General features: G+C 45.0%; 19 protein-coding genes. 16 read left to right on the forward strand and 3 right to left on the reverse strand.

Features of this window, described 5'->3' with window-relative positions; translation table 11 throughout:
* The first annotated feature begins 143 nt into the window (after positions 1-143).
* The 6 genes from smc (at position 144) to AOC07_RS02655 (ending at position 8,867) form a co-directional block, all read left to right on the forward strand.
* Entirely contained in the window at positions 144-3,665 is a 3,522-nt protein-coding gene (smc, locus tag AOC07_RS02630) for a chromosome segregation protein SMC (protein WP_215358055.1), read from the forward strand.
* Positions 3,666-4,724 carry a cell division protein ZipA C-terminal FtsZ-binding domain-containing protein gene (locus tag AOC07_RS02635; RefSeq protein WP_251371712.1) on the forward strand — a complete coding sequence of 353 codons (1,059 nt, stop codon included), beginning with the start codon at positions 3,666-3,668 and terminating at the stop codon, positions 4,722-4,724.
* Positions 4,725-4,733: 9 nt separating this feature from the next.
* On the forward strand, positions 4,734-6,749 hold the full coding sequence (gene ligA, locus AOC07_RS02640) for an NAD-dependent DNA ligase LigA (protein WP_215358057.1): 2,016 nt from the start codon (positions 4,734-4,736) through the stop codon (positions 6,747-6,749).
* Positions 6,750-6,762: 13 nt separating this feature from the next.
* A complete protein-coding gene (locus AOC07_RS02645) occupies positions 6,763-7,527 on the forward strand; it encodes a class II aldolase/adducin family protein (protein ID WP_215358059.1) in 765 nt (254 codons plus the stop codon).
* A gap of 12 nt (positions 7,528-7,539) precedes the next feature.
* Positions 7,540-7,725: a 4-oxalocrotonate tautomerase gene (locus AOC07_RS02650; protein ID WP_215296516.1), complete on the forward strand. Its 186-nt coding sequence runs from the start codon at positions 7,540-7,542 to the stop codon at positions 7,723-7,725.
* A gap of 119 nt (positions 7,726-7,844) precedes the next feature.
* On the forward strand, positions 7,845-8,867 hold the full coding sequence (locus AOC07_RS02655; protein WP_215358061.1) for a 2-dehydropantoate 2-reductase: 1,023 nt from the start codon (positions 7,845-7,847) through the stop codon (positions 8,865-8,867).
* A 59-nt stretch (positions 8,868-8,926) separates the two neighbouring features.
* On the opposite strand, the gene AOC07_RS02660 is transcribed toward AOC07_RS02655, so the two are convergent.
* Positions 8,927-9,850: a LysR family transcriptional regulator gene (locus AOC07_RS02660; protein ID WP_215358063.1), complete on the reverse strand. Its 924-nt coding sequence runs from the start codon at positions 9,848-9,850 to the stop codon at positions 8,927-8,929.
* A 133-nt stretch (positions 9,851-9,983) separates the two neighbouring features.
* Here AOC07_RS02660 and gcl point away from each other — a divergent pair, with 133 nt between their 5' ends.
* The 5 genes from gcl to AOC07_RS02685 all read left to right on the forward strand — a co-directional run bounded on the left by gcl (position 9,984) and on the right by AOC07_RS02685 (position 15,400).
* Positions 9,984-11,774, forward strand: coding sequence for a glyoxylate carboligase (gcl, locus tag AOC07_RS02665; RefSeq protein WP_215358065.1), 1,791 nt, complete (start codon positions 9,984-9,986; stop codon positions 11,772-11,774).
* Positions 11,775-11,798: 24 nt separating this feature from the next.
* Entirely contained in the window at positions 11,799-12,602 is an 804-nt protein-coding gene (gene hyi, locus AOC07_RS02670; RefSeq protein ID WP_215358067.1) for a hydroxypyruvate isomerase, read from the forward strand.
* Positions 12,603-12,860: 258 nt separating this feature from the next.
* The gene (locus AOC07_RS02675) at positions 12,861-13,988 is read left to right on the forward strand and encodes an adenosylhomocysteinase (RefSeq protein ID WP_215358069.1); all 1,128 of its coding nucleotides are present in this window, start codon (positions 12,861-12,863) and stop codon (positions 13,986-13,988) included.
* 37 nt (positions 13,989-14,025) lie between these two features.
* Positions 14,026-14,904 (forward strand): hypothetical protein, encoded by an 879-nt coding sequence (locus AOC07_RS02680; protein WP_215358071.1) that lies wholly within the window; start codon positions 14,026-14,028, stop codon positions 14,902-14,904.
* A 106-nt stretch (positions 14,905-15,010) separates the two neighbouring features.
* On the forward strand, positions 15,011-15,400 hold the full coding sequence (locus AOC07_RS02685) for an NUDIX hydrolase (protein WP_251371713.1): 390 nt from the start codon (positions 15,011-15,013) through the stop codon (positions 15,398-15,400).
* Here AOC07_RS02685 and AOC07_RS02690 read toward each other — a convergent pair.
* Both AOC07_RS02690 and map read right to left on the reverse strand, forming a co-directional pair.
* Entirely contained in the window at positions 15,389-17,989 is a 2,601-nt protein-coding gene (locus AOC07_RS02690) for a [protein-PII] uridylyltransferase (RefSeq protein ID WP_215358074.1), read from the reverse strand. The genes AOC07_RS02685 and AOC07_RS02690 overlap by 12 nt on opposite strands.
* A 4-nt stretch (positions 17,990-17,993) precedes the next feature.
* Positions 17,994-18,830: a type I methionyl aminopeptidase gene (gene map / locus AOC07_RS02695; protein ID WP_215293856.1), complete on the reverse strand. Its 837-nt coding sequence runs from the start codon at positions 18,828-18,830 to the stop codon at positions 17,994-17,996.
* A gap of 268 nt (positions 18,831-19,098) precedes the next feature.
* On the opposite strand from map, the gene rpsB reads away from it, so the two are divergent.
* The 5 genes from rpsB (at position 19,099) to uppS (ending at position 22,999) form a co-directional block, all read left to right on the forward strand.
* Complete coding sequence (gene rpsB, locus AOC07_RS02700) at positions 19,099-19,848, forward strand: 30S ribosomal protein S2 (protein WP_215293857.1); 750 nt, start codon at positions 19,099-19,101, stop codon at positions 19,846-19,848.
* Positions 19,848-20,732 (forward strand): translation elongation factor Ts, encoded by an 885-nt coding sequence (gene tsf, locus AOC07_RS02705; protein ID WP_215358076.1) that lies wholly within the window; start codon positions 19,848-19,850, stop codon positions 20,730-20,732. Before rpsB ends, tsf begins: the two co-directional genes overlap by 1 nt.
* Before the next feature lie 185 nt (positions 20,733-20,917).
* On the forward strand, positions 20,918-21,628 hold the full coding sequence (gene pyrH, locus AOC07_RS02710) for a UMP kinase (protein WP_215293859.1): 711 nt from the start codon (positions 20,918-20,920) through the stop codon (positions 21,626-21,628).
* An 11-nt stretch (positions 21,629-21,639) separates the two neighbouring features.
* On the forward strand, positions 21,640-22,200 hold the full coding sequence (gene frr, locus AOC07_RS02715; protein ID WP_215293860.1) for a ribosome recycling factor: 561 nt from the start codon (positions 21,640-21,642) through the stop codon (positions 22,198-22,200).
* Between the two features lie 25 nt (positions 22,201-22,225).
* The gene (gene uppS, locus AOC07_RS02720) at positions 22,226-22,999 is read left to right on the forward strand and encodes a polyprenyl diphosphate synthase (RefSeq protein WP_215293861.1); all 774 of its coding nucleotides are present in this window, start codon (positions 22,226-22,228) and stop codon (positions 22,997-22,999) included.
* Positions 23,000-23,007 lie beyond the last annotated feature (8 nt).

Here is a 23,007-nt window from a genome sequence, read left to right on the forward strand (position 1 = left end):
GATTTTGCCCCTGGAGGTAGATTGATCATTATATCGGTGGGGAGAAAACACGTCTAAGAGGCTCCAAGCTTGCTATCATCTTCCCACTTCAGCTTTAATTAATACCCCCTATTTAAACCCCTTTTTTCCCTGCAAAGTACGCCGTGCAACTGAAATCGATCAAACTTTCCGGCTTCAAGTCTTTTGTTGACCCAACCCATTTTGAAATGCCTGGCCAATTGATTGGCGTTGTAGGTCCTAACGGTTGCGGAAAGTCGAACATTATTGACGCCGTCCGTTGGGTTTTGGGTGAATCCCGCGCGAGTGAACTGCGTGGCGAGTCTATGCAGGACGTTATTTTTAATGGTTCTGGTTTGCGCAAGCCCTCTGGTCGTGCCAGCGTGGAACTCCTTTTTGACAATTCAGACGGAAGAGCTCAGGGTCAATGGAGCGCATTTACTGAGTTGGGTGTGAAACGGGTTCTGACGCGTGATGGTAACTCTAGTTACTACGTCAACAATCAGGTGGTGCGTCGTAAGGATATTCAAGACATTTTCTTGGGTACTGGCATGGGCCCTAGAGGTTACGCCATTATTGGACAGGGTACGATCAATCGTATCTTGGAAGCAAAACCAGAAGAATTGCGCGTTTTCTTGGAAGAGGCTGCTGGTGTTTCTAAATATAAAGAGCGTCGCAAAGAAACTGCATCCCGTTTAGAAGACACTGTAGAAAACTTAACACGTGTTGAAGACATCTTGCGTGAGCTCGATCAGCAATTAACTCGCTTGGAGAAGCAGGCCACTGTTGCCGAACGTCATGCTGAGCTTTCCACTCAAATGAAATCGCAACAGCAGTTACTTTGGTTTGTTCGTCAGACCGAGGCTGGTAAAGAGCAAGAGCGTCATGCTAATGGTATTCGTGATACCCAAGTGAACTTGGAGGAGCAGACTGCCAAGCTGCGTCATGCTGAAGCCGAACTAGAGACTATGCGTACCCAGCAGTACGCCTTGCAAGATAAGGTTTCTGAGGCGCAAGGTGATTTGTATCAAACTAACTCTGATGTTAGTCAAGTTGAATCACAGATTCATTATGTGCAAGAAGCGCGCCAGCGTTTGCAACAGCAAACCCAAGATTTACAAGCGCAGCTACAGCGTTGGACCGTTCAAGAGACGGATGCTGCCCAAGCGCAACGTACTACCGAGCATGAATTAAGTGAGGCAGAAGAAAAAGAACAATCCTTATTGACCAATCTAAATGGTTTGCAAGAGCAAATGCCAAGCCGTGAAGAGGTTTATCAAACATCTGCGCGTGAGCTAAACAATGTGCGTGAGAGTTTGGCGTCGATTGAGCAGCGCTTAGCAAGTTTGGGTGAGCGTATTCGTGCGATGTCTGCACAATCCGATGAATTAAAAGGGCGCGAGACTCGTCTCACTAGTGAGTTAGATGGTATGCGTAGACCTGATGCTGAGGCTTTGCAAATGGCAATTGATCGCCAAGCTATGGCTCAGCGCAAGGTTGATGAGGCTAAGCAGCGTGCAGCCGATACTCAACAACGCGTACCAGCTGCTGACGAGGCGCGGAATGCCGCTCAACAAAAGATTCAGTCTGCAAATCAGGATCTCGCACAAACTGAGGCGAAATTAACGGCGCTCACGGCGCTGCAAGCAAGCGTACAAGCCCAAGGCAAGATTGGCCCTTGGTTAGAAAGCAAGGGTCTAAAAGAGAGTAAGCGCCTTTGGCAAGAGTTGAAAGTTGAAAGTGGCTGGGAAGCTGCTTTGGAATCGGTATTGCGTGAGCGTTTAGCTGCAGTTACCGCAAAGAGTGTTCAAGAAACATTGGCCTTGGCTAATGACGCACCCCCAAGTCGTTTGGCAATTTTGCTAACCGAAGAAATTACGCCTGCTCATACGGTAGTTCCTGCAGATTTCACACCATTACTCACTCGTGTTCAAAGTTCTGGTGCAGCACGCCTGACTTCAGTACTGCAAGAGTGGTTAGATAATATTTACATTGCGAGCAGTCTTGAGGATGCTTTGCATCGTCGTGAGAAATTACCAGCTGGAGGCGCTTTCGTCACCCAGCAAGGCCATCTGGTTAGTCGTGTAAGTGTTCAGCTTTATGCCGCAGATTCTGAGCAAGCTGGCATGTTGGCTCGTGCGCAAGAAATGGAAAGTCTCGAGAAGCAATTGCGCGCTCAAAAACTAATGCAAAGCGAGTTGCAGGGCGATCTAGACCAATGTGTAGCGAATTATCAGGCAGCGCATCAAGCAGCAGAACAGGCTCGTATTCATGCTGAGCATGCTGTTCAAGAGGCGCATGGTTTTGAAGTTGAAAGAATGCAGCTGACTCAAGCTGAAGAACAATATAGCCAGCGTGCCGCACAAATTCAGAGTGAGCTGTCAGAGTTGCGTCAGCAAATGGAGCAACTCAGCACAAACCAAGAGCAGTCTGCTGCAGAGTTTGCGCAATCAGAGCAATCAAAACAGGGGCTTCAAGAGTCTCTTCAGTCAGCTCAAGAGAAATTAGAGCTTTCTACTCAAGAGCGTGATCGCTTGCGTGAATCTCTACGTGCTGCCGAGATGGCTGCGCAGGAAGCGGCATTTGCAACTCGCTCATTACAGCAGCGCATTGCTGATTTGCAACGCGATCAAAGCACAGCGCGTACTCAGATCATGGAGATTCAGGATAAACATGACTTGGCTTCCCAAGAATTAGCAACCTTAAGCGATGAAGAGGCGCAAGATAAATTGCAAGGTTTGCTGCTAGCGCGTAGCGCACGTGAAGCTGCTTTAGCAAATGCTCGCACAGAACAGGATGCTTTATTGCATCAACTGCGCGAGGCTGATGAGGCCCGCATGCAGGTTGAGCGTGGCTTGCAACCAATGCGCGATAAGGTGGTTGATTTGCAGTTGCGGGAACAGGCCGCACGCTTGAACTTCGAACAATTTGCAACTTTGTTATCAGATGCAGAGGCAGACCTGACTGCACTCGAGGCAAATTTCAGTCCAGACTTAAAAGTGGGCGCGCTTCAAACCGAAGTGAACCGTTTGAATGCTGAAATCCAATCCTTGGGCCCGGTGAACATGGCGGCTCTTGATGAGCTATCCAGCTCAAGAGAGCGTAAGCAGTTCTTGGATGCGCAATCTGCCGACTTGAATGAGGCCATGCAGACTCTGACTGATGCGATTACGAAGATTGATGCTGAAACCCGTGATTTATTACAGGGTACTTTTGATCAAGTTAACGGTCACTTTGGCAAACTCTTCCCAGAATTGTTTGGTGGTGGTCACGCTGAGTTAGTAATGACAGGTGAAGAGATTTTAGATGCCGGCGTTCAAGTGATGGCTCAACCTCCTGGTAAGAAAAATAGCTCTATTTACCTTTTGTCAGGCGGCGAAAAAGCTTTGACTGCGATTGCCCTTGTATTCTCACTATTCCTTTTGAATCCGGCCCCATTCTGCTTACTCGACGAGGTGGATGCGCCATTGGATGATGCAAATACCTTGCGCTATGCTCAGCTAGTCGCGAAAATGTCGGATAAGACACAGTTTTTGTTTATCTCACATAACAAGATCACTATGGAAATTGCCCATCAATTGATTGGTGTGACCATGCAAGAGCAGGGCGTATCCAGAATTGTGGCTGTAGATATCTCATCTGCCGTATCGATGGTGGAGGCCGCTTAAGTGTACGTAGAACAAATCATGACGATGTTGGGCCTGTCTGATTTGCAATTCGCATTGGCTGTAATTGGGCTAATGATTTTGGTGCTAGTTGCCATCCTCAATTTTAAATACGCACGTGCACGTCGTAAAGCTAAAGAGCAATTTGAATTTTCAGATGATCGCTTGGGTCGTGATCCTGGTTTTGCCGATTCTGATTCGGGCCGTATAGAGCCAACCTTTAGAGTCACCTCGGTCGCAAACTCCACTGCCCCAGGAAAATTTTCCATTGATCCCCGCATTGATTGTGTAATCACACTCCGCTTTGACGAAGCGATTGCTGGAGCAGAGATTTTAGAAGAGATCAGCGAGTGGACGGATTCGCAAGTGCAAGCTACCGCAAGATGGATATGCGAAGGCTTAAATGCAGATCAGGATGCTGCAGAGGATTGGGAAGAACTTCAGCCGGGGTCTACTTATTCAGAGTTACAGCTAGCGATTCAGTTGGCGAGTCGCCGTGGGGCGATTGGCGTACTGGAGTTATCTGATTTCTGTTCACGCGCACAAGCGCTTGCCGATACTCTTGGGTCTCAAATTGATATGCCTAGCGTGAACACTATGCTAGAAAGCGCAAAGGACTTAGATGTGATGGCCGCTGATAGCGATATTCAGTTGAGTATTAATGTCTTATTCGATGAGTCATGCCCATGGGGTAACTTTGATGCTCTGATGCGTCAGCGTGGTTTCAAACTGGCTCGCAACGGCAGGCAATATGAATTCTATAGCAATGGAACGCTCATTTTTAATAGCGCTGATTTAGATCCCAATAAACCGGTATCGCAATTGACATTGTTACTTGAGGTTCCATTGGTTGCTCAAGGAGAGCGCGCTTTTGAAAGGATGCTGGGTGAGGGTGTTGAGCTTGCTCAGGCTTCACACGGTCGCTTGGTTGATGACAATGGTATTAATTTGAGTGAAGCCGCTGTCGTTAGTATTCGTCAGCATCTCGATGTCCTTTATGCCAATCTTGAGAAGTCTGGTATTCCTGCCGGATCTTCAACAGCTAATAGACTCTTTAGCTAGGAAATCATCTTGTCGTCCAATAGTCCGACAAATTTAGCGGAGCGTTACGCATTCTTGCAATCTGAGCTTGCTCGCCTAGAGCACGCTTACTATGTTCTTGACAACCCACTTCTTCCTGATATCGAGTATGACCGACTCTATCGCGAGCTCTTGGAGATTGAGGCGGCCCATCCTGAATGGATTACTCCAGAGTCTTTATCCCAAAGGGTGGGGGGCTCCGCTTTAAAAGAGTTTGATTCAGTTACTCATGAGGTGCCGATGCTTTCCCTGAATAACGCATTCGAAGAGGCTGAGCTTGTCGCCTTTGATCGTCGTTGTCGCGAAGGCTTGCACTTAGATCATGTTAATTATGCCGGCGAGCTGAAGTTTGATGGCCTGGCGATCTCACTGCGTTATGAAAACGGCTCTTTAATCACGGCAGCAACTCGTGGTGATGGTGCCAGTGGTGAGGATGTCACAGCTAATATCAAAACCATTCGTACTATTCCGCTCAAGTTGACCGGAAAGAATATCCCTAAAGTATTAGAAGTACGTGGTGAAGTCTTTATGTATCTAAAAGACTTTCAAAAAATGAATCAACAAGCTGCAGTGAATGGCGAGAAAGAATTTGCCAACCCAAGAAATGCTGCGGCCGGTAGCTTGCGTCAATTAGATTCCAAGATCACAGCAAAAAGACCCCTTTCTTTCTTTGCTTATGGCTTAGGTGCTCTCGAGCCACAATCCTGGCTACCCAAAACCCATGAAGAATTACTTAATACCTATGTAGAGTTGGGTTTGCCTGTTTGCTCAGAGCGAAGAGTGCTGAATTCAGTACAAGAAATTCTCAATTTCTATAACGAGATTGGTGAAAAACGGGATTCTCTCCCGTATGACATTGATGGTGTTGTCTACAAGGTGAATTCATTTGCAGAGCAGGCTAAGCTCGGTTTTGTATCAAGAGCACCCCGATTTGCATTGGCTCACAAGTATCCGGCACAAGAAGCGCTCACCACTGTTTTAGGTATTGATGTGCAAGTAGGTCGCACAGGGGCAATTACTCCAGTTGCCAGACTCTCACCAGTCGAGGTAGGTGGGGTTACCGTTACTAATGCCACCCTTCATAATGAAGACGAAGTCAAGCGCAAAGATGTACGTATTGGCGATACCGTTTCTGTTCGAAGAGCTGGTGACGTGATCCCAGAGGTGGTTTCGGTAATCAAAGATCGCAGACCTGCCAATGCAACAGAATTTGTAATGCCAACAAACTGTCCAGTTTGTGATTCTCATATAGAGCGTTTAGCAGATGAAGCAGTTGCACGTTGTAGTGGTGGATTATTCTGCGGGGCACAGCGCAAGCAGGCATTAATTCACTTTGCCCACAGAAGAGCGCTCGATATCGAAGGTCTAGGAGAAAAGATAGTTGATCAATTGGTCGACCAAAATCTGGTGAGAACGCCTGCAGACCTGTATAAATTAGGATTTACGGCTCTAGCTAATCTTGAGCGTATGGGCGATAAGTCTGCCGATAATCTGATTCAGGCAATCAACCAATCCAGAAACACCACTCTAGCTAGATTTATCTTTGCCTTGGGTATTCGTCATGTTGGCGAAACTACCGCAAAGGATCTAGCCAATCATTACCAATCTATGCACGCATTGATGGATGCCAGCATGGAGGATTTGCTTACAGTCAAGGATGTTGGCCCAGTCGTGGCAGATTCCATTACTAGCTTTATGCAAGAAGCACATAACCGCGAAGTGATTGAGCAGCTCCTGGCATCAGGAATGCAGCTCGCAGTAGAGGAGAAAGTGATTAGTGCAGCAGTAGCAGGCAAGACCTTTGTATTAACTGGCACATTTCCAACGATGACAAGGGATGAGGCTAAAGATCTCCTAGAGAAGGCGGGAGCCAAGGTAGCCGGATCTGTTTCCAAGAAAACTGACTATGTTGTAGCGGGTGCAGATGCTGGAAGCAAGCTTACTAAAGCTGAAGAGTTGGGTGTACCGGTCATTGATGAAGCGGCAATGCTTGATTTATTGAAATAGATCGTATTTTGATATGAGTTCATTTAAGCAAGCATTTCATTTCAATTCAGAACAATGGGCGGACTTAAGCCCGATTTCTGATCAAGAGAAGCAAGTGCGAATTGATTTAGCAACTGCTTATCAATTGGCGTATTTAAAAAATTGGGATGATGGAATTTATACGCATATTTCAGCTGCAGTCCCAGGCGAAGATGGCGCTTATCTGCTGAATCGATTTGGTTTGCGATTTAATGAAGTGACTCCGCAAAATTTAGTAAAGGTAAATCTTCATTGTCAGATATTGACTGGAGAGGGCCCTGTGAATCAGACAGGCTTTGTAATCCACGGTGCAGTTCATGCTGCACGACCTGATGCGAATTGTGTATTCCATCTGCACGTAGATTCAGTGATAGCTGTATCAGCCCAAATACAAGGCCTTTTGCCAATTTCACAGCATGCATTACGTTTTTATGAAGATATTGCCTATCACCACTATCAAGGTCTGGCACTATCTTCAGATGAGCAAGTGCACTTAGTGAATAGTTTGGGTAATAAAAAAGCAATTCTTTTGCATAATCACGGCAGCATTGTGTGTGGGTCTTCTGTACAGCAAGCGTTTTATCTGATGGATGTTTTAGATAAAGCTTGCAAGATTCAAGTTTTAGCTGGATTGAGTGCAAATTTGGTCCATCCATCTCAAAAGATTTGTGAATTAACTTATAAACAGCTTTGTAGTGATGGTGATGATGAGGGTCAGCTTGAGTGGCCTGCATATCAAAGAATTTTGTTAGCTAGTTAAGAGGAGAAAAGAATGCCATTAATTCAGGTGCAATTATTTGAGGGTCGCAGCGATGACGTTAAGCGGGAATATGCCAAGGCCATCACAGAGGCTGCGGTAAAGATTATGGGTTGCACTGCAGCATCAGTGGATGTCATCTATCAAGATGTCAAAAAGTCTGACTGGGCAACAGCAGGAAAATTATGGAGTGATTCCTAGCTATTAAAAGCGCAGATATTCCTGATTGGAATATGTCATATTGCATCCCTGGTATTCACAACACTGAAGACTTTGCGGAAGATGCCCCTAATCTAATTTTTTATTTCTGAGGGGGCTGTATGAAAATCTGCGTCATTGGGGGTGGTGGTGCAATCGGCGGCTATTTAGCCGCTCGGTTGGCTAGAGCAGGAAATCAGGTAACGGTTGTAGCCAGAGGCAAAACTTTGGAAGCTATCCAAAAAAATGGCCTAACCCTCTTTATGGAGGATGAGCCACGTCCGATTGTTGCTCGTGTTACCGCAATAGAAAAAATTCGTGATGCTGGTACACCAGATGTCGTTATCTTGGCAGTTAAAGCCCATCAAATCGAACCGATCGTAGATGACTTAGCGAGCATCGTTGGCCCTGAGACTATTGTCATCCCGATGCAGAATGGTATTCCTTGGTGGTATTTCCAAAATCTACCAGGCCCATTTGAAGACTTACCAGTGGAGACTGTAGATACTGGTGGGCAGATTATGAAAAAAATTAATCCACGCAATGTGATCGGTTGCGTTGTGTATCCAGCTACTTACGCTGAATCTCCAGGGGTTATTCGTCACGTTGAAGGCAATCGTTTTCCATTGGGTGAGCTTGATGGGTCTCAGTCTGAACGCATTCAAAGAATTTCCCAGATGATGGCCGATGCTGGCTTTAAGTCTCCTATCTTGGATGATATTCGCTCAGAAATTTGGCTCAAGCTCTGGGGCAATATGACTTTTAATCCGATTAGTGCACTCACCCATGAGCATCTTGAAGGTATCTGCAAAAATCCTCTGGCCAAGGATTTGGCGCGTTGCATGATGCAAGAGGCTCAGACCATTGCTGAAAAGTTGGGTGTTGTATTTCGTGTGGATATTGAGAGACGTATTTCGGGGGCAGAAAAGGTTGGCAAGCATAAAACATCGATGCTTCAGGATCTTGAGGCTGGCAATAGCTTGGAGATTGATGCATTGCTTGGCTCTGTGATTGAGCTTGGGCACATCACTAATACCTCAATGCCTTGTTTGAGTACAGTGTTTGCTTTGACCAAGCTGTTAAATACTAAAGTTCAAACTTCACAAGGTAGATTAGCTCTGCCTGAACTTGCCCTCGAGCACTAGTTCCAAAGAAGTCCTGCAGTTCTATGTTGTGTTTTCCCGTCTTCATGGCGGGATTTTTTTTATTCAGACTTGCCTGCGGGCAATCCTTTCCACCACTCTCCTTTAAATTGACCTTGTAGCCAATCAATACACCGACTCACTTTGGTTGGTACATGCTTGGGGGAGGAAAACACCGCATGGATCTCTTGGCTTGGCAATGACCAATCTTCAAGAATAGGTTGCAGCACTCCATCTTTGATGGACTGATGAGCTACATAAGAGGGTAGGGCAGCTAAGCCCATTCCCGCTCTTGCTGCAGATAGGATCGAAGAGAGGTTATTGGACGTAAAGGGCCCTTTAACTTCAATAGATTCAGAATTGCCAGATTTATCTGTGAAATTCCAGCGATGGTCAGCCTGCACAGTGGAGTAGATGAGTGCTCGGTGCTGTTGAACATCTTCTGGTACTGCAGGTACAGAATGTTCATTTAAGTATTGTGGCGTGGCTACCAGCACCCAAGGATTCGTCCCTAAAAATCTAGAGCCCAGGGAAGAGTCTGGAAGCCGCCTCATACGAATTGCCAAATCAACGCCTTGTTCGACAAGGTTGATATATCGATCATCCATATTGAGATTGACTTCTAGCTCCGGATGTTGCGACATAAATTCGAGAATCGAAGGCGTTAGAACGCGACGCCCAAAAGCAACAGACGAGCTGATCGTTAATTTCCCACGCACTTTTGATTGCATCAATGAGGCAAGGTCATCAGCCTCCTCTATCTCACGAGCAATCAACTTGCATTTCTCGTAGTAAATTTTCCCAATTTCTGTAGGGGTGACTCCACGTGTGCTGCGATGCAGCAATAATGTCCCCAGACGCTTCTCCATCGATGCAACAAACTTCGTGGCGGTTGGTTGAGTAATGCCAAGGTCTTCAGCAGCTTTGCTAAAAGAGCCCGTTTCCACTACTCGTATAAAGAGGGATATGCCTTGTACGCGATCCATTAGGGTGTTTTCCGGTGGCGATACATGATTTTTACACTATTCCATGGCGGAATACTAGATATAGATTTGGTGAGGTTCTCAATTCTGGCGAATTTGAGGATGATTCGTTCATACCTATACGAGGAGAAGATTCATGGCAAAGATGAAGGCAGCAATGGCAGCAGTGTTGGTGATGGAAAAAGAAGGCGTTACTCAAGCCTTTGGCGTACCAGGAGCTGCAATTAATCCTTTATATGCTCAAATGCGTGAGCGTCAGTCGATTGCGCACGTATTGGCAAGGCACGTTGAGGGTGCCTCTCATATGGCAGAGGGCTATACCAGAGCTGCCCCAGGAAATATCGGCGTATGTATTGGTACATCAGGCCCAGGCGGCACAGACATGATTACTGGCTTGTATTCTGCACAGGCTGACAGCATTCCAATTTTATGTATTACTGGTCAAGCACCACGCGCTAAGTTGCATAAGGAAGATTTCCAGGCGGTGGATATTGCTTCGATCGCAAAACCTTTAACCAAGATGGCTGTCACTGTTCTTGAGCCAGCATTGGTTCCTAGAGTTTTTCAGCAAGCATTTCATTTAATGCGTTCAGGCCGTCCTGGACCGGTATTGATCGATCTGCCAATTGATGTACAGATGGCAGAGATTGAATTTGATATCGATACCTATGAGCCATTGCCTGCCTATAAACCACAGGCAACTCGTAAGCAGATTGAGAAAGCTTTAGAAATGCTCAATGAATCTGAGCGTCCTTTAATTGTTTCTGGCGGCGGCGTGATTAACTCTGACGCTTCAGATCAGTTGGTTAAGTTTGCAGAAATTACTGGTATTCCAGTTATCCCAACCTTGATGGGCTGGGGCTCAATCCCTGATAGTCATCCTTTGATGGCTGGTATGGTTGGTTTGCAAACATCACATCGCTATGGCAATGCCACAATGTTGGCGAGTGATTTTGTTCTTGGTATTGGTAACCGTTGGGCAAATCGTCATACAGGTTCAACTGAGGTCTACTGTAAGGGTCGCAAATTTATACACGTTGATATTGAGCCTACCCAGATTGGCAGAATCTTTACTCCTGACTTTGGTATTGTGTCCGATGCGAAAGCAGCATTAGATTTATTCATTGAAGTTGCGACCGAGATGAAAAAAGCTGGCAAGCTTAAAGATAGATCAGAGTGGGCAGCTGAGTGCTTGGGTAGAAAAAATTCAATCGACTATCAGCGCAAGACAAACTTCAATGAATCTCCAATGAAGCCACAGCGCGTCTATCAAGAGATGGTTCAAACATTTGGTGAAGATGTTACCTATGTGAGCACGATTGGCTTGTCACAAATTGCTGGCGCTCAGTTCTTGAAGGTATTTAAGCCACGTCATTGGATTAACTGTGGACAAGCTGGCCCGTTAGGCTGGACAGTGCCAGCTGCATTAGGTGTGCGCGCTGCTGATCCGACTCGTAAGATTGTTGCGCTCTCAGGTGACTATGACTTCCAGTTCATGATTGAAGAGCTCGCCGTTGGTGCGCAATTTAAATTACCTTTCATCCAAATCTTGGTAAACAACAGTTACCTTGGATTGATCCGCCAAGCCCAGCGTGGATTTGATATGGATTACTGTGTGCAATTAGCCTTTGATAACGTCAATATTCCGGAAAGTGCTGGCATTGTGAAGGGCTACGGCGTAGATCACGTGAAAGTGGTTGAAGGCCTTGGTTGCAAAGCAATTCGAGTAGAGCGCGAAGACCAATTGGCTCCAGCAATTGCTCAAGCAGAGGCATGGATCGCTGAATTTAGAGTGCCAGTTGTTGTTGAGGTCATCCTTGAGCGAGTTACTAATATTGCGATGGGTACAGAGATCGATAGCGTCAATGAATTTGAGCCTGTAGCTAAATCTATCGAAGATGCACCAGTAGCAGTACTGCAGTCGTAATTGATTCTTAATAGGGAATATTGAATGCCTCGTTTCTCAGCTAACCTCAGCATGCTCTTTACGGAGGATGCATTTTTAAACCGCTTTGCGCTTGCTCGGGTTGGTGGCTTTAAGGCTGTCGAGTTTTTATTCCCTTACGCATTTTCTAAAGAAGAAATTAAGTCTTGCTTAGATACTTATGCACTAAAGTTGGTTTTGCATAATTTGCCAGCTGGCGATTGGGATGCGGGCGAGAGGGGCATTGCATGTCATCCTGATCGCGTAGCAGAGTTTCGTGCTGGGGTAGATAAGGCTATTGAATACGCCACTTTTTTAAATGTTGGTCAGTTGAATTGTTTGGCTGGTAAGGCGCCTGCTGGAGTTGATGCTCAAATACTACGCGATACTTTTGTCGGTAATTTAAGGTATGCAGCAGAGAAGTTAAAAAAAGCCAACCTGAATCTCTTAATTGAGCCTATTAATACCTACGATATCCCTGGGTTTTATTTATCAAGAACTCAGCAAGCAATTGAAATTATGGATGAGGTGGGCGCAGACAACCTCTACTTGCAATACGACATCTACCATGCACAGCGCATGGAGGGTGAGTTAGCAAACACCATGCAAAAATACTTGTCCAGAATTGGACATATTCAATTAGCAGACAATCCGGGGCGTAACGAGCCTGGTACTGGTGAAATTAACTATGACTTCCTATTTGGATTCTTAGATAAGATTGGTTACAAGGGCTGGATTGGTTGTGAATACAAGCCTCTCAAAAACACTGCTGCAGGTCTAGCTTGGATGGGCAAGTATGAGCAGTCTCATCAAGAGATGGCGTTCATTTAAGCGCTACTGCCAGTTTTAAAACTCAGAAAGTAGATCAAGCCCCTAGGGCTTGATCAGCTACATTTCCAGCTAACCTTTTAGGCTCCAGGATTTAATAAAAAATCCTTTCTGTGACGACCTTATAACTTAGTAAGGTTTGCAACATTTTGCACTCTAAAATCAATTAAGCAACCTCCCTGTTGTCAGCAATTTCTTACTAAGAAATCAGGTAGCAATTGTTTGGGCCTCTCATTAAGATTTGTCGTTTAAGGATCTTATATGCAGAAATTTGCTGGGTTTTTTCCCTCCATAATTGATCCAGTCAGATATGAAAATATTGATAGCGTTCTTGTAGTAATGCACGCAAATGTCGAATTTAATAATTTTTTAGGTGCCCTGGGAAGTGTTATTAGGATAGCCGGAGTCATACCTAAGGCAAGCTCCAAAAAATTCGCAGATCTAAATATCTTAAAACGCTACTGCCCTGTTCTTGATATTGATCGAGAAAAAATTTTATTAAATCCAGGTAAATTTATTGATGCTGTAGATGGCCTGACACAAAATGAGCGATTTGCAATCATAGATATGGGCGGATATTTTTCACATGTTGCCCTTGATCTAGCAAAAAAATTTAACGATCGATTAATTGGTGTCGTCGAAGATACGGAGAATGGTCATCAAAAATATGAGACTTTGATCGGTCATAACCATTCATTTAAAAATTTGTTCCCAGTTATTTCCGTTGCGCGAAGTTCGTTAAAAGAGCCAGAGGATTCATTAGTTGGGCAAGCCATAGTCTTCTCTGCTGAGGCAATTTTGCGTTCCCACGGGTTAATACTGCTTGGAAAGCGTATTGGGGTCATTGGCTTTGGGAAAATTGGACGATCTATTGCTTTTTCTCTTTTATCAAGGGGTGCTAGGGTTGATGTATTTGACTCAAACCCAATTCTTCTTACTTTAGCTCTATCACTTGGATTCCATACTTCTTTAAGGGCTGAATTTTTGAAATCAGTAGATATCTTATTTTGTGCTACAGGAAATAAATCCCTCTCATATGTCGACGTAGTTAATTTTAAAAATGGACTCCATATATTTTGTGCTACCTCATCCGATGATGAGTTATCAGCTTGTCTGCGCAATAAGATTGCTTTAAGTTCAACGCCTGTAAAAAATCATACTTGCAAAATCTCTTTGGGCGGTAAAGGTATTTATTTTCATAATGGAGGTAATTCAGTTAATTTTGTTCATGGCGCAGTCGTTGATAGATTTATTGAATTAGTTCAGGGAGAAATCATTTATTCAATGGGGAGTCTTTATGATGCCCCTAGAAACACAATCTCATATTTACCAGATGCGGATAAAAAATTCATTGCTGAAAAATGGATATCTCATCATCAGTACCTATGAGTGGGGGTGGCAATTGATATTTGAGTCCATGCCAATAATGGCTTCTGTAATTTCTTCATTTAGTCGCGCAGGTCTTAATGTAGTAGATCGTAAGCAATTTCGACAAGAAAGAGTTTGTCCATTGGCGATTGCTTACTGGAATAACTTGCTACCTGTTTTATTAGTGTGCCCCCTCATTGTTTTTAGTCCTGCATTAGGAGGTTGGTTTAGCGACTTACTTTCATTCGAAATATTTTTATTGTCATTACTCATCCAATTTGTAGCTTATGGATTTTCATTTGCATTTAAAAATCTTAGAGTAATTGATATAGCGATTCTCACAAAATCTGCTGATATTACAGTTCCGCTGATGTTGGTAATTGCGGGCGCATATTCAGTTTCTTTCAGCCTCTTTTTGTTTTTGCCCTTGATATTGCTGATATTTATTCTTTCATCTGGAATTGAGAATCTTAAAAAATCTTACCAATCCTCAATATTCTTAGTATCGATGCTAACTGCGCAAGGGGTTTACGCATACTTTGCAGTGTTTAATGCCGCGTTTGATAGGGAGTTTTGGAGTCTGCTGTCGATTGCTTTCTCAGTTTTGGTATGGCGATTGATTTTTTCTATTTTATTTTTACTTGGTGAGCAGCGCATCTCAAATGTTTATATTTTTCCTAGGCAGTATTTGTCTTTTATGGGGTTTTATTTACGAGGATTTCTTGCTGCTGTGACACAAGTTTCGTTTGTATTCGCTATTACCAGCAATAATTTATGGATTGTTTGGCCAATACTCAATACAACAGGTATTTTAGGTGCGATATTCGCATATCTTTTTCTTAGGGAGAGACTTAGTCTAATTGACTTTATCTGTATTCTATTTGCTTCTTTAATAACTGGAATAGCAGTTATTTTCTTAAACTACCAAAGATATTAATGTGATGATCAACTTAAACTTAGACATTAGTAATCTAGATAAATTTTTTGGCCAAAGAGTTTTTTCGATACTCAATTATGAAAATCCCGCTAGGAGATCAAATAAGTTGGGCCACATTACTGCAAGCGGCTTGGTTATCAAAGATAACAAAGTTTTACTCATCTTCCATCCCCATATCAAATCCTGGTTTCAACCTGGTGGCCACATTGATGAAGGTGAGTCACCTTTTGAGGCGGCTATTCGCGAGGTATATGAGGAAACTGGTTTTAGGTGCCTTTTGGACTGGAGCGGCCTTGATCCGTTAGATATCGATATTCACGAAATCCCTGCCAATCCCCAGAAGGGCGAAGATGCTCATTTACATATAGACCTCCTTTATCCCCTAAAGCTCATTGGAGAGGAGAAATCTCCAGAGGATATTGCTTTCGATTGGTTTTCTTTTGAACAAGTGAAAAGCGCCCGCATTCGAAGGGCCTTGGTTAAGCTAGGCTCCTAAGGCTTCAAGCAACTCCGTTTCTAGCTGGATCTGTAGTTTTGGATTCTTACCTAGGTTCGCTGCGTCCAGCAGCAACACATCCTCTACTCGCTCACCAAGCGTATTAATTCGTGCGGTATGAATCGATACTTGATGTTTCGCGAGCACTCTAGAGATGGTGTAGAGAAGTCCGGTACGATCGCTAGCAGATAGTGCGAGTGTGTAATATCTACCGCGTTCATCAGGAACCATATGTACGCGTGGCTGAATCGGAAAGGTGCGCGACTGTCTCGATAGGCGACCCATGCTTGGATTGGGCAATGGGTCAGCATTTGTTAAAGCAGCGCTTAATTCAAACTCCACCAGTTGAATGATGTCGCGATAGCTACCGCCCTCATCTACTAAATTACTTCCAGAGATTTGGAAGGTATCTAAAGCGTAACCATGACGAGTAGTGTGAATGCGTGCATCCCATATTGAGAAACCATGCCTTTCAAAGTAGGCACAAATTCTGGCAAAAAGATCTTCTTGGTCTTTAACGTATACGGCGACTTGTAAGCCCTCACCAATTGGCGACAGCCTTGCACGCACTATAGGTTGATCGCTATTCACCTTGTTATAGAGGTGGCGTGTGAGCCAAGCAATATCAGATGAGTCTTGCCTTAAAAAGAATGCAACATCTAACTGTCTCCAGAGATCTTCATAGGACTCATCATCAATGCCGTAAAGGCGCAATTTAGTTTTGGACTCCTCTTGATGCTGAGCTAACTCTGAAGAGGCATCGGGTTTAGCGCCACCTAGGACTCTCAGCGTTGCACGATAAAGGTCTTCGAGTAATTTGCCTTTCCAGGCATTCCAAACTTTGGGACTGGTGCCACGTACATCAGCTACAGTCAACAAGTAGAGCGCAGTGAGATGGCGCTCATCACCTACTTTTTTGGCAAATGCCCTCACAACATCTGGGTCAGTGATATCTTGTTTCTGTGCTGTCTGGCTCATATTGAGATGCTCAGCAACTAACCAAATCAATAACTCAGTATCTTTTTTATCTAAACCATGGTCTTTAGCAAACTTACGCATGTCTGCTTTGCCAAGTTGCGAGTGATCGCCACCGCGCCCTTTGGCAATGTCATGAAATAAAGCGGCTATTACTAGCAGCCAAGGCTTTTCAAAGTGGGCAATGAGACTGCTGCAGAATGGAAACTCATGTGTGTGCTCGACCACCATGAACCGGCGGACATTTCGCAACACCATTAAGATATGTTGATCCACTGTGTAAACATGAAACAAGTCATGCTGCATCTGGCCAACAATTCTTCTAAAGGCAGGCAGGTATCGGCCTAAGACGCTACTGCGATTCATTAGGTGGAATGCACGGCTCACACCTTCAGGTTGCTTTAGAAGCTCCATGAAGAGTGCTTTATTAACAGGATCTGCGCGCCATTTGCTATCCATCTTTTGGCGGGCGTTATACAGGGCTCTAAAAATAGTTGCCGAGAGACTCTTGACGTTCGCTGTTTGAGAAAACACCAAGAAGGTTCGCAAAATCTGCTCAGGATGTTTTTGGTAGAGCTGTGGATCAGTAATATCCAAAACACCTTGCCGCTCAATAAAATGCTCGTTACCTACTCCAGAAATTGGGCGTGTAGTTTTTGACTCCTGTGGAAAGAGAAGGGCTTCAATATTCTGCAAAAGGACATCGTTTAGTTGGTTCACGGCCTTTGCTGCCCAGTAGTAGCGACGCATGATCGCTTCACTGGCTTGCCGCGAGGATTCTTCTTCAATACCCATCGTTTTTGCTAAAGCAGTTTGCAAATCAAAAGCTAAAACATCTTGCCTGCGCCCAGCCAGCAAATGTAAATTAGCCCTTAATGTTTCTAAAAAACGTTGATTACGGTTGAGCTCAGTGAGTTCACGTTGCGTGACCAAGCCCGCTTCATTTAAGTCTTTAAAGGTGTTACCAAGCAATGCCGCTTTACTGACCCAAGAGATGACTTGTAGATCCCGCAATCCACCGGGACTTTCCTTGCAGTTAGGCTCCAGAGAGTAGGGCGTATTTTGATATTTGTAATGCCGCTGAATTTGTTCGGCTTGCTTTGCCTGGAAGAATGCTTTCGGATCCATCGCAGCTTCGAAAGCCTTTGCAAATTCTGTAAAAAGTTGTTTTTTGCCGCATAGGAGACGTGACTCAAGCAAAGAGGTGCGGACTGTAATATCTTGCTCTGACTCTGAGATACACTCAGCAACCGTTCTCACGGATGAGCCGATCTCCAGTCCTGTATCCCAACAACTGGCTACAAACTGCTCTACTTTTTTGGAAAGTGATGTCGCTATTTGTTCATCTGCTGGCAGCAATATCAAGATATCAATGTCTGAATGGGGAAATAAAGCGCCCCTACCAAATCCGCCTACCGCAACTAGAGTTGCCTCATTATTTAAGCCGCAGCTATTCCAAAGATGCGTGAGTAGTTGATCGCTTAATTTACATAGTTGTTTCGTTAACTTTCTAACGGCTTGAGTTTTTTTAAACTCAGCGTAAGCGATTTCTCGTGCAGCACGCAGGCTTGCTGAATCAGTAATCTTATTTGGCGCTTGATGCAAGTCACTCATGGATTTAGATGCGAGCTAGCTCTGGTCTATAAGAAAGATCTTTTACGCAATCAGGTGGGGGATTGCTGCCTTCCGACCAGGTTAAGACTTCAACTCCCGTTTGCGTAACTAGGAGTGTATGTTCCCACTGCGCGGATAAGCTGCGATCCTTGGTTTTTACGGTCCACTGATCGGGCATCGTACGAATGTCACGTCGGCCAGCATTGATCATTGGCTCAATAGTGAATGTCATGCCTGCTACCAGTTTTTCACCGGTACCAGGTCTACCATAGTGAAGAATTTGTGGATCCTGATGAAACACTTTACCAATGCCATGGCCACAATACTCACGCACAACAGAGTAGCCTGCATTTTCAGCATGGGTTTGAATGACGTGACCAATATCACCAAGCGAGGCACCAGGTTTAACTTGGGCAATGCCAAGCCACATGCATTCGAAAGTAATTTGGGTAAGACGTTTTGCCATGACTGAAACCTCGCCAACCATAAACATGCGACTGGTGTCGCCATAGTAGCCATCAGGAGTGATGACGGTGATATCTAAATTAACAACATCACCAGCCTTTAGCACTTTGTCACCGGGAATACCATGACAAATCACATCATTCACTGAGGTGCAAATTGATGCTGGAAATGGTGGGTAGCCCGGAGGTTGATAGTTGAGTGGCGCAGGAATGGTTTTTTGGACATCACGCATGTATTCATGACAAATGCGGTCTAGCTCGCCGGTGGTTACACCAACTTTGACATGGGGCGCCACATGATCCAAAACCTCGCTGGCCAAACGACCGGCTTCTCGCATCCCAAGGATGTCTTTTTCTGCAGTAAATACACTATTCATGCCTTGATTATCAACGACTTGGACAGTTTTAGCTTGGTCTGGTTGCCTAAAAATTAGGCAACCTTCTTGTTTAGGGGGTCCCCAAGGGCGCTTTTCTAGATGCGCCTCCTTTCTGAAGCGGGGGTAGGGCTAGTTAGATCATTGATATTTAAGCTATAATTTTGGTCTCAGGTCTGTTTTGGATCTGAAATCGCGAGTTGAGCCTTCCAGGGTGGCGCTTTTTAGCGCAGCTAGGATTCAACTTTAGAACCAACCCTTAGGAGAAGTTATGTCAGTAACCATGCGTCAAATGCTGGAAGCCGGTTGCCATTTTGGGCACCAAACACGCTTCTGGTCCCCAAAGATGGCCCCATTTATTTTCGGTCATCGCAATAAGATCCACATCATCAACTTGGAAAAAACATTGCCAATGTTTCAGGACGCCCTGAAATTTGCAAAACAGGTTGCTGCTAATCGTGGCACGATTTTGTTTGTTGGTACTAAGCGTCAATCACGCGAGATTATTGCCGAAGAAGCTGCTCGCGCTGGTATGCCTTACATCGACAGTCGTTGGTTGGGCGGTACGCTCACCAATTTCAAAACGGTTAAAGGTTCACTCAAGCGTTTGAAAGATATGGCAGTTGCTAAAGAAGCTGGCGACTGGGAAAAGCTTTCTAAGAAGGAAGCTTTGACTAATGACCGTGATCTCGATAAATTGCAAAAAGCACTTGGCGGTATTCAAGATTTGAATGGCGTTCCTGATGCGATTTTTGTGGTGGACGTTGGCTATCACAAGATTGCTATTACTGAAGCGAACAAGCTGGGCATTCCAGTAATCGCTGTTGTGGATACCAACCACTCACCAGAGGGTGTTGATTACATCATCCCTGGTAACGATGACTCTAGTAAGGCTGTAACCCTCTATGCACGTGGTATTGCTGATGCAATCCTCGAAGGCAAAGCAAATTCTGTTCAAGAAATCTTGACAGCGGTTAAAGAGGGTGAAGAAGAGTTCGTTGAAGAAGGGAAAGCTGAATAATGGCCGCTATTACCGCTGCAATGGTTGGCGAATTACGCGCCAAAACTGATGCTCCGATGATGGAGTGCAAAAAAGCCTTGACTGAGGCTGATGGTGATATGGCTCGTGCAGAAGAAATTCTGCGTGTAAAGCTTGGTAGTAAAGCTGGTAAAGCCGCTTCTCGTGTAACAGCTGAAGGTATTGTTGCCTCCTTTATCAATGGGGCTAATGGCGCCTTGCTTGAAGTGAACTGCGAAACCGATTTCGTTTCTAAGAACGATGACTTCTTGGCATTCACAAACGAATGCGTGAAGTTGGTTGCTGAAAAGAACCCGGCTGACGTTGCTGCTTTGTTGGCATTGCCAATGAACGGTCAAACTGTTGATGAAGTTCGTAGCGCATTAATCGGTAAGATCGGCGAGAACATCATGCCGCGTCGCTTCAAACGCTTCGCAGATGGCAGTAAGTTGGTTTCTTACCTCCATGGCACGCGTATTGGTGTGATGGTTGAGTTCGAGGGTGATGAGACTGCTGCTAAAGATGTTGCAATGCACATTGCTGCGATGAAGCCTGTGGCTTTATCTACAGCCGATGTTCCTGCTGAATCTATTGCGATTGAGCGTAGCGTTGCTGTTCAAAAGGCTGCTGAATCTGGCAAGCCACCAGAGATCGTTGAAAAGATGGTCGAGGGTTCAATCCAGAAGTACCTTAAAGAGGTTTCTTTGTTGAACCAAACTTTCGTGAAGAACGACAAGCAAACTGTTGAGCAAATGCTCAAGGCTGCCAATACAACAATCAAGGGTTTCACTATGTTTGTTGTAGGTGAGGGCATTGAGAAGCGTCAAGACGACTTTGCAGCTGAAGTTGCTGCTCAGGTTGCGGCTGCCTCTAAAGCCACTGCCTAATTAGCGATTTTGGGGTTTGCCCCAGATAGTTGGTAATACCCAAAAGGGCATAGAAACCTGAGTTTCTATGCCCTTTTGTTTGATCTTTCCCAAGCCCTTTATAATTTGGCGAAGATATTAAAAAGTGCTTAAAGATCAATAAGCTAAGTAAGTAAATTACTTGGCAATTACGGAAAAATATAAATATGCCAGCCTACAAACGCGTCCTCCTCAAACTTTCTGGTGAAGCCCTGATGGGTGACGATGCTTTTGGCATTAATCCAGTCACCATTGATTCCATGGTTTCGGAAATCGCCCAGGTGGTCAGTAGCGGTATTGAGCTTGCTATTGTTATTGGTGGCGGGAATATTTTCCGCGGTGTTGCTGGTGGCGCTGCCGGTATGGATCGAGCTACCGCAGACTACATGGGTATGTTGGCAACAATGATGAACTCACTCGCATTGCAAGATGCTTTGCGCCAAAAGGGTGTTGAGGCGCGAGTGCAATCCGCACTGAGAATGGATCAAGTAGTTGAGCCGTATATTCGTCCGCGTGCGATTCGTGCGATGAGTGAGGGTAAGGTGGTGATCTTTGCAGCTGGAACAGGCAACCCTTTCTTTACGACTGATACAGCAGCCGCTCTCCGCGGGGCTGAGATGGGTGTTGATGTCATGCTCAAGGCAACCAAGGTCGATGGTATTTACAGTGCGGATCCAGTAAAAGATCCAACAGCCACTCTATACAAGACCATTACTTTTGATGAAGCAATTATTAAGAACTTACAGGTCATGGATGCAACTGCCTTTGCGTTGTGCCGTGATCGTAAATTACCGATCAAAGTATTTTCAATACTCAAGCCGGGCGCTTTGATGCGTGTAGTACAGGGTGAGTCTGAAGGTACTTTGGTACACGTTTAATAGGAGGCCCGATGTCTGCAGCAGAAATTAAATCTACAACCGATCAAAAGATGCAAAAGTCTCTCGAGTCTTTGAAGAGCAGTTTGGCAAAAATTCGTTCTGGACGTGCTAACCCCGGAATTTTGGAACATATTCAGGTGGACTACTACGGCAATCCAACCCCCTTGAGTCAGGTCGCTAGCTTGGGTTTGGCGGATGCGCGCACTATTAATGTTCAACCATTTGAGAAGACGATGGTTGCAGTCATTGAAAAAGCGATTCGGGATTCTGATTTGGGTTTAAATCCTGCATCTCAAGGTACGGTGATTCGTGTGCCAATGCCTGCTCTGACTGAAGAGCGTCGTCGCGAGCTTAGCAAAGTTGTCAAGAGTGAAGGTGAAGATGCCAAGATTGCCGTTCGTAATTTACGCCGCGATGCGAATGAGCATCTTAAGCGCCTAACAAAAGACAAAGAAATTTCTGAAGATGACGAGCGTCGTGCGACAGATGACATTCAGAAGATGACTGATAAAGCAGTTGTAGATATCGACAAAATTATTTCTGAAAAAGAAAAAGAGATCATGACGGTTTAAACACCCGATTGAATTTTTGCTTCTTATGACCCAACACCCTAGCTCAACCCAGGATATTCCAGAGGTAAGCGCTATTCCTCGCCACGTGGCAATCATTATGGATGGCAATGGTCGTTGGGCTAGTAAGCGCTTAATGCCTCGAGTAGCTGGTCACTCTGAAGGTTTGGGCGCTGTACGTAAAATTGTTCAAGAGTGTCGTCGCATTGGCGTTGAGTACTTAACGGTATTCGCTTTTAGTTCTGAGAATTGGCGCCGCCCACCAGAAGAGGTGGGCTTCTTAATGAAGCTGTTTCTAAAGTCTCTGAAGGGTGAGGTCTCACGCCTTGCTGAAAACGATATTTCATTACGCTTGATTGGCGACCTGAGTCGTTTTGACTCTGCCATTCAAGAGATGGTGCAATTCTCGGAAGAAAAAACTGCAGCTTGTAAGGCGCTTACTTTTACGATTGCCGCTAATTACGGCGGACGTTGGGATATCTTGCAGGCGATGCGCCGTTGTGTAGAGGCAAATCCTAATTTGAAGCCAGAGCAGGTTACCGAGGAGTTACTTCAACCCCATCTTTCGATGGCTTATGCTCCAGAGCCAGATTTGTTTATCCGAACTGGTGGTGAGCAGCGTGTGAGCAACTTCTTGTTGTGGCAGCTCGCATATACGGAGCTCTATTTCACTGATGTTTTATGGCCCGACTTTGATGAGGCTGAACTTCACAAAGCGTTTGATTGGTTTAGTCAGCGCGAGCGCCGTTTTGGGCGCACCAGTGCTCAGCTTGCTTCGCAAGCTATGAGTGACGCAGTCTGATTCTTTAA

The sequence above is a fragment of the Polynucleobacter sp. UB-Raua-W9 genome, assembly GCF_018687435.1.
Taxonomy (GTDB): Bacteria; Pseudomonadota; Gammaproteobacteria; order Burkholderiales; family Burkholderiaceae; genus Polynucleobacter.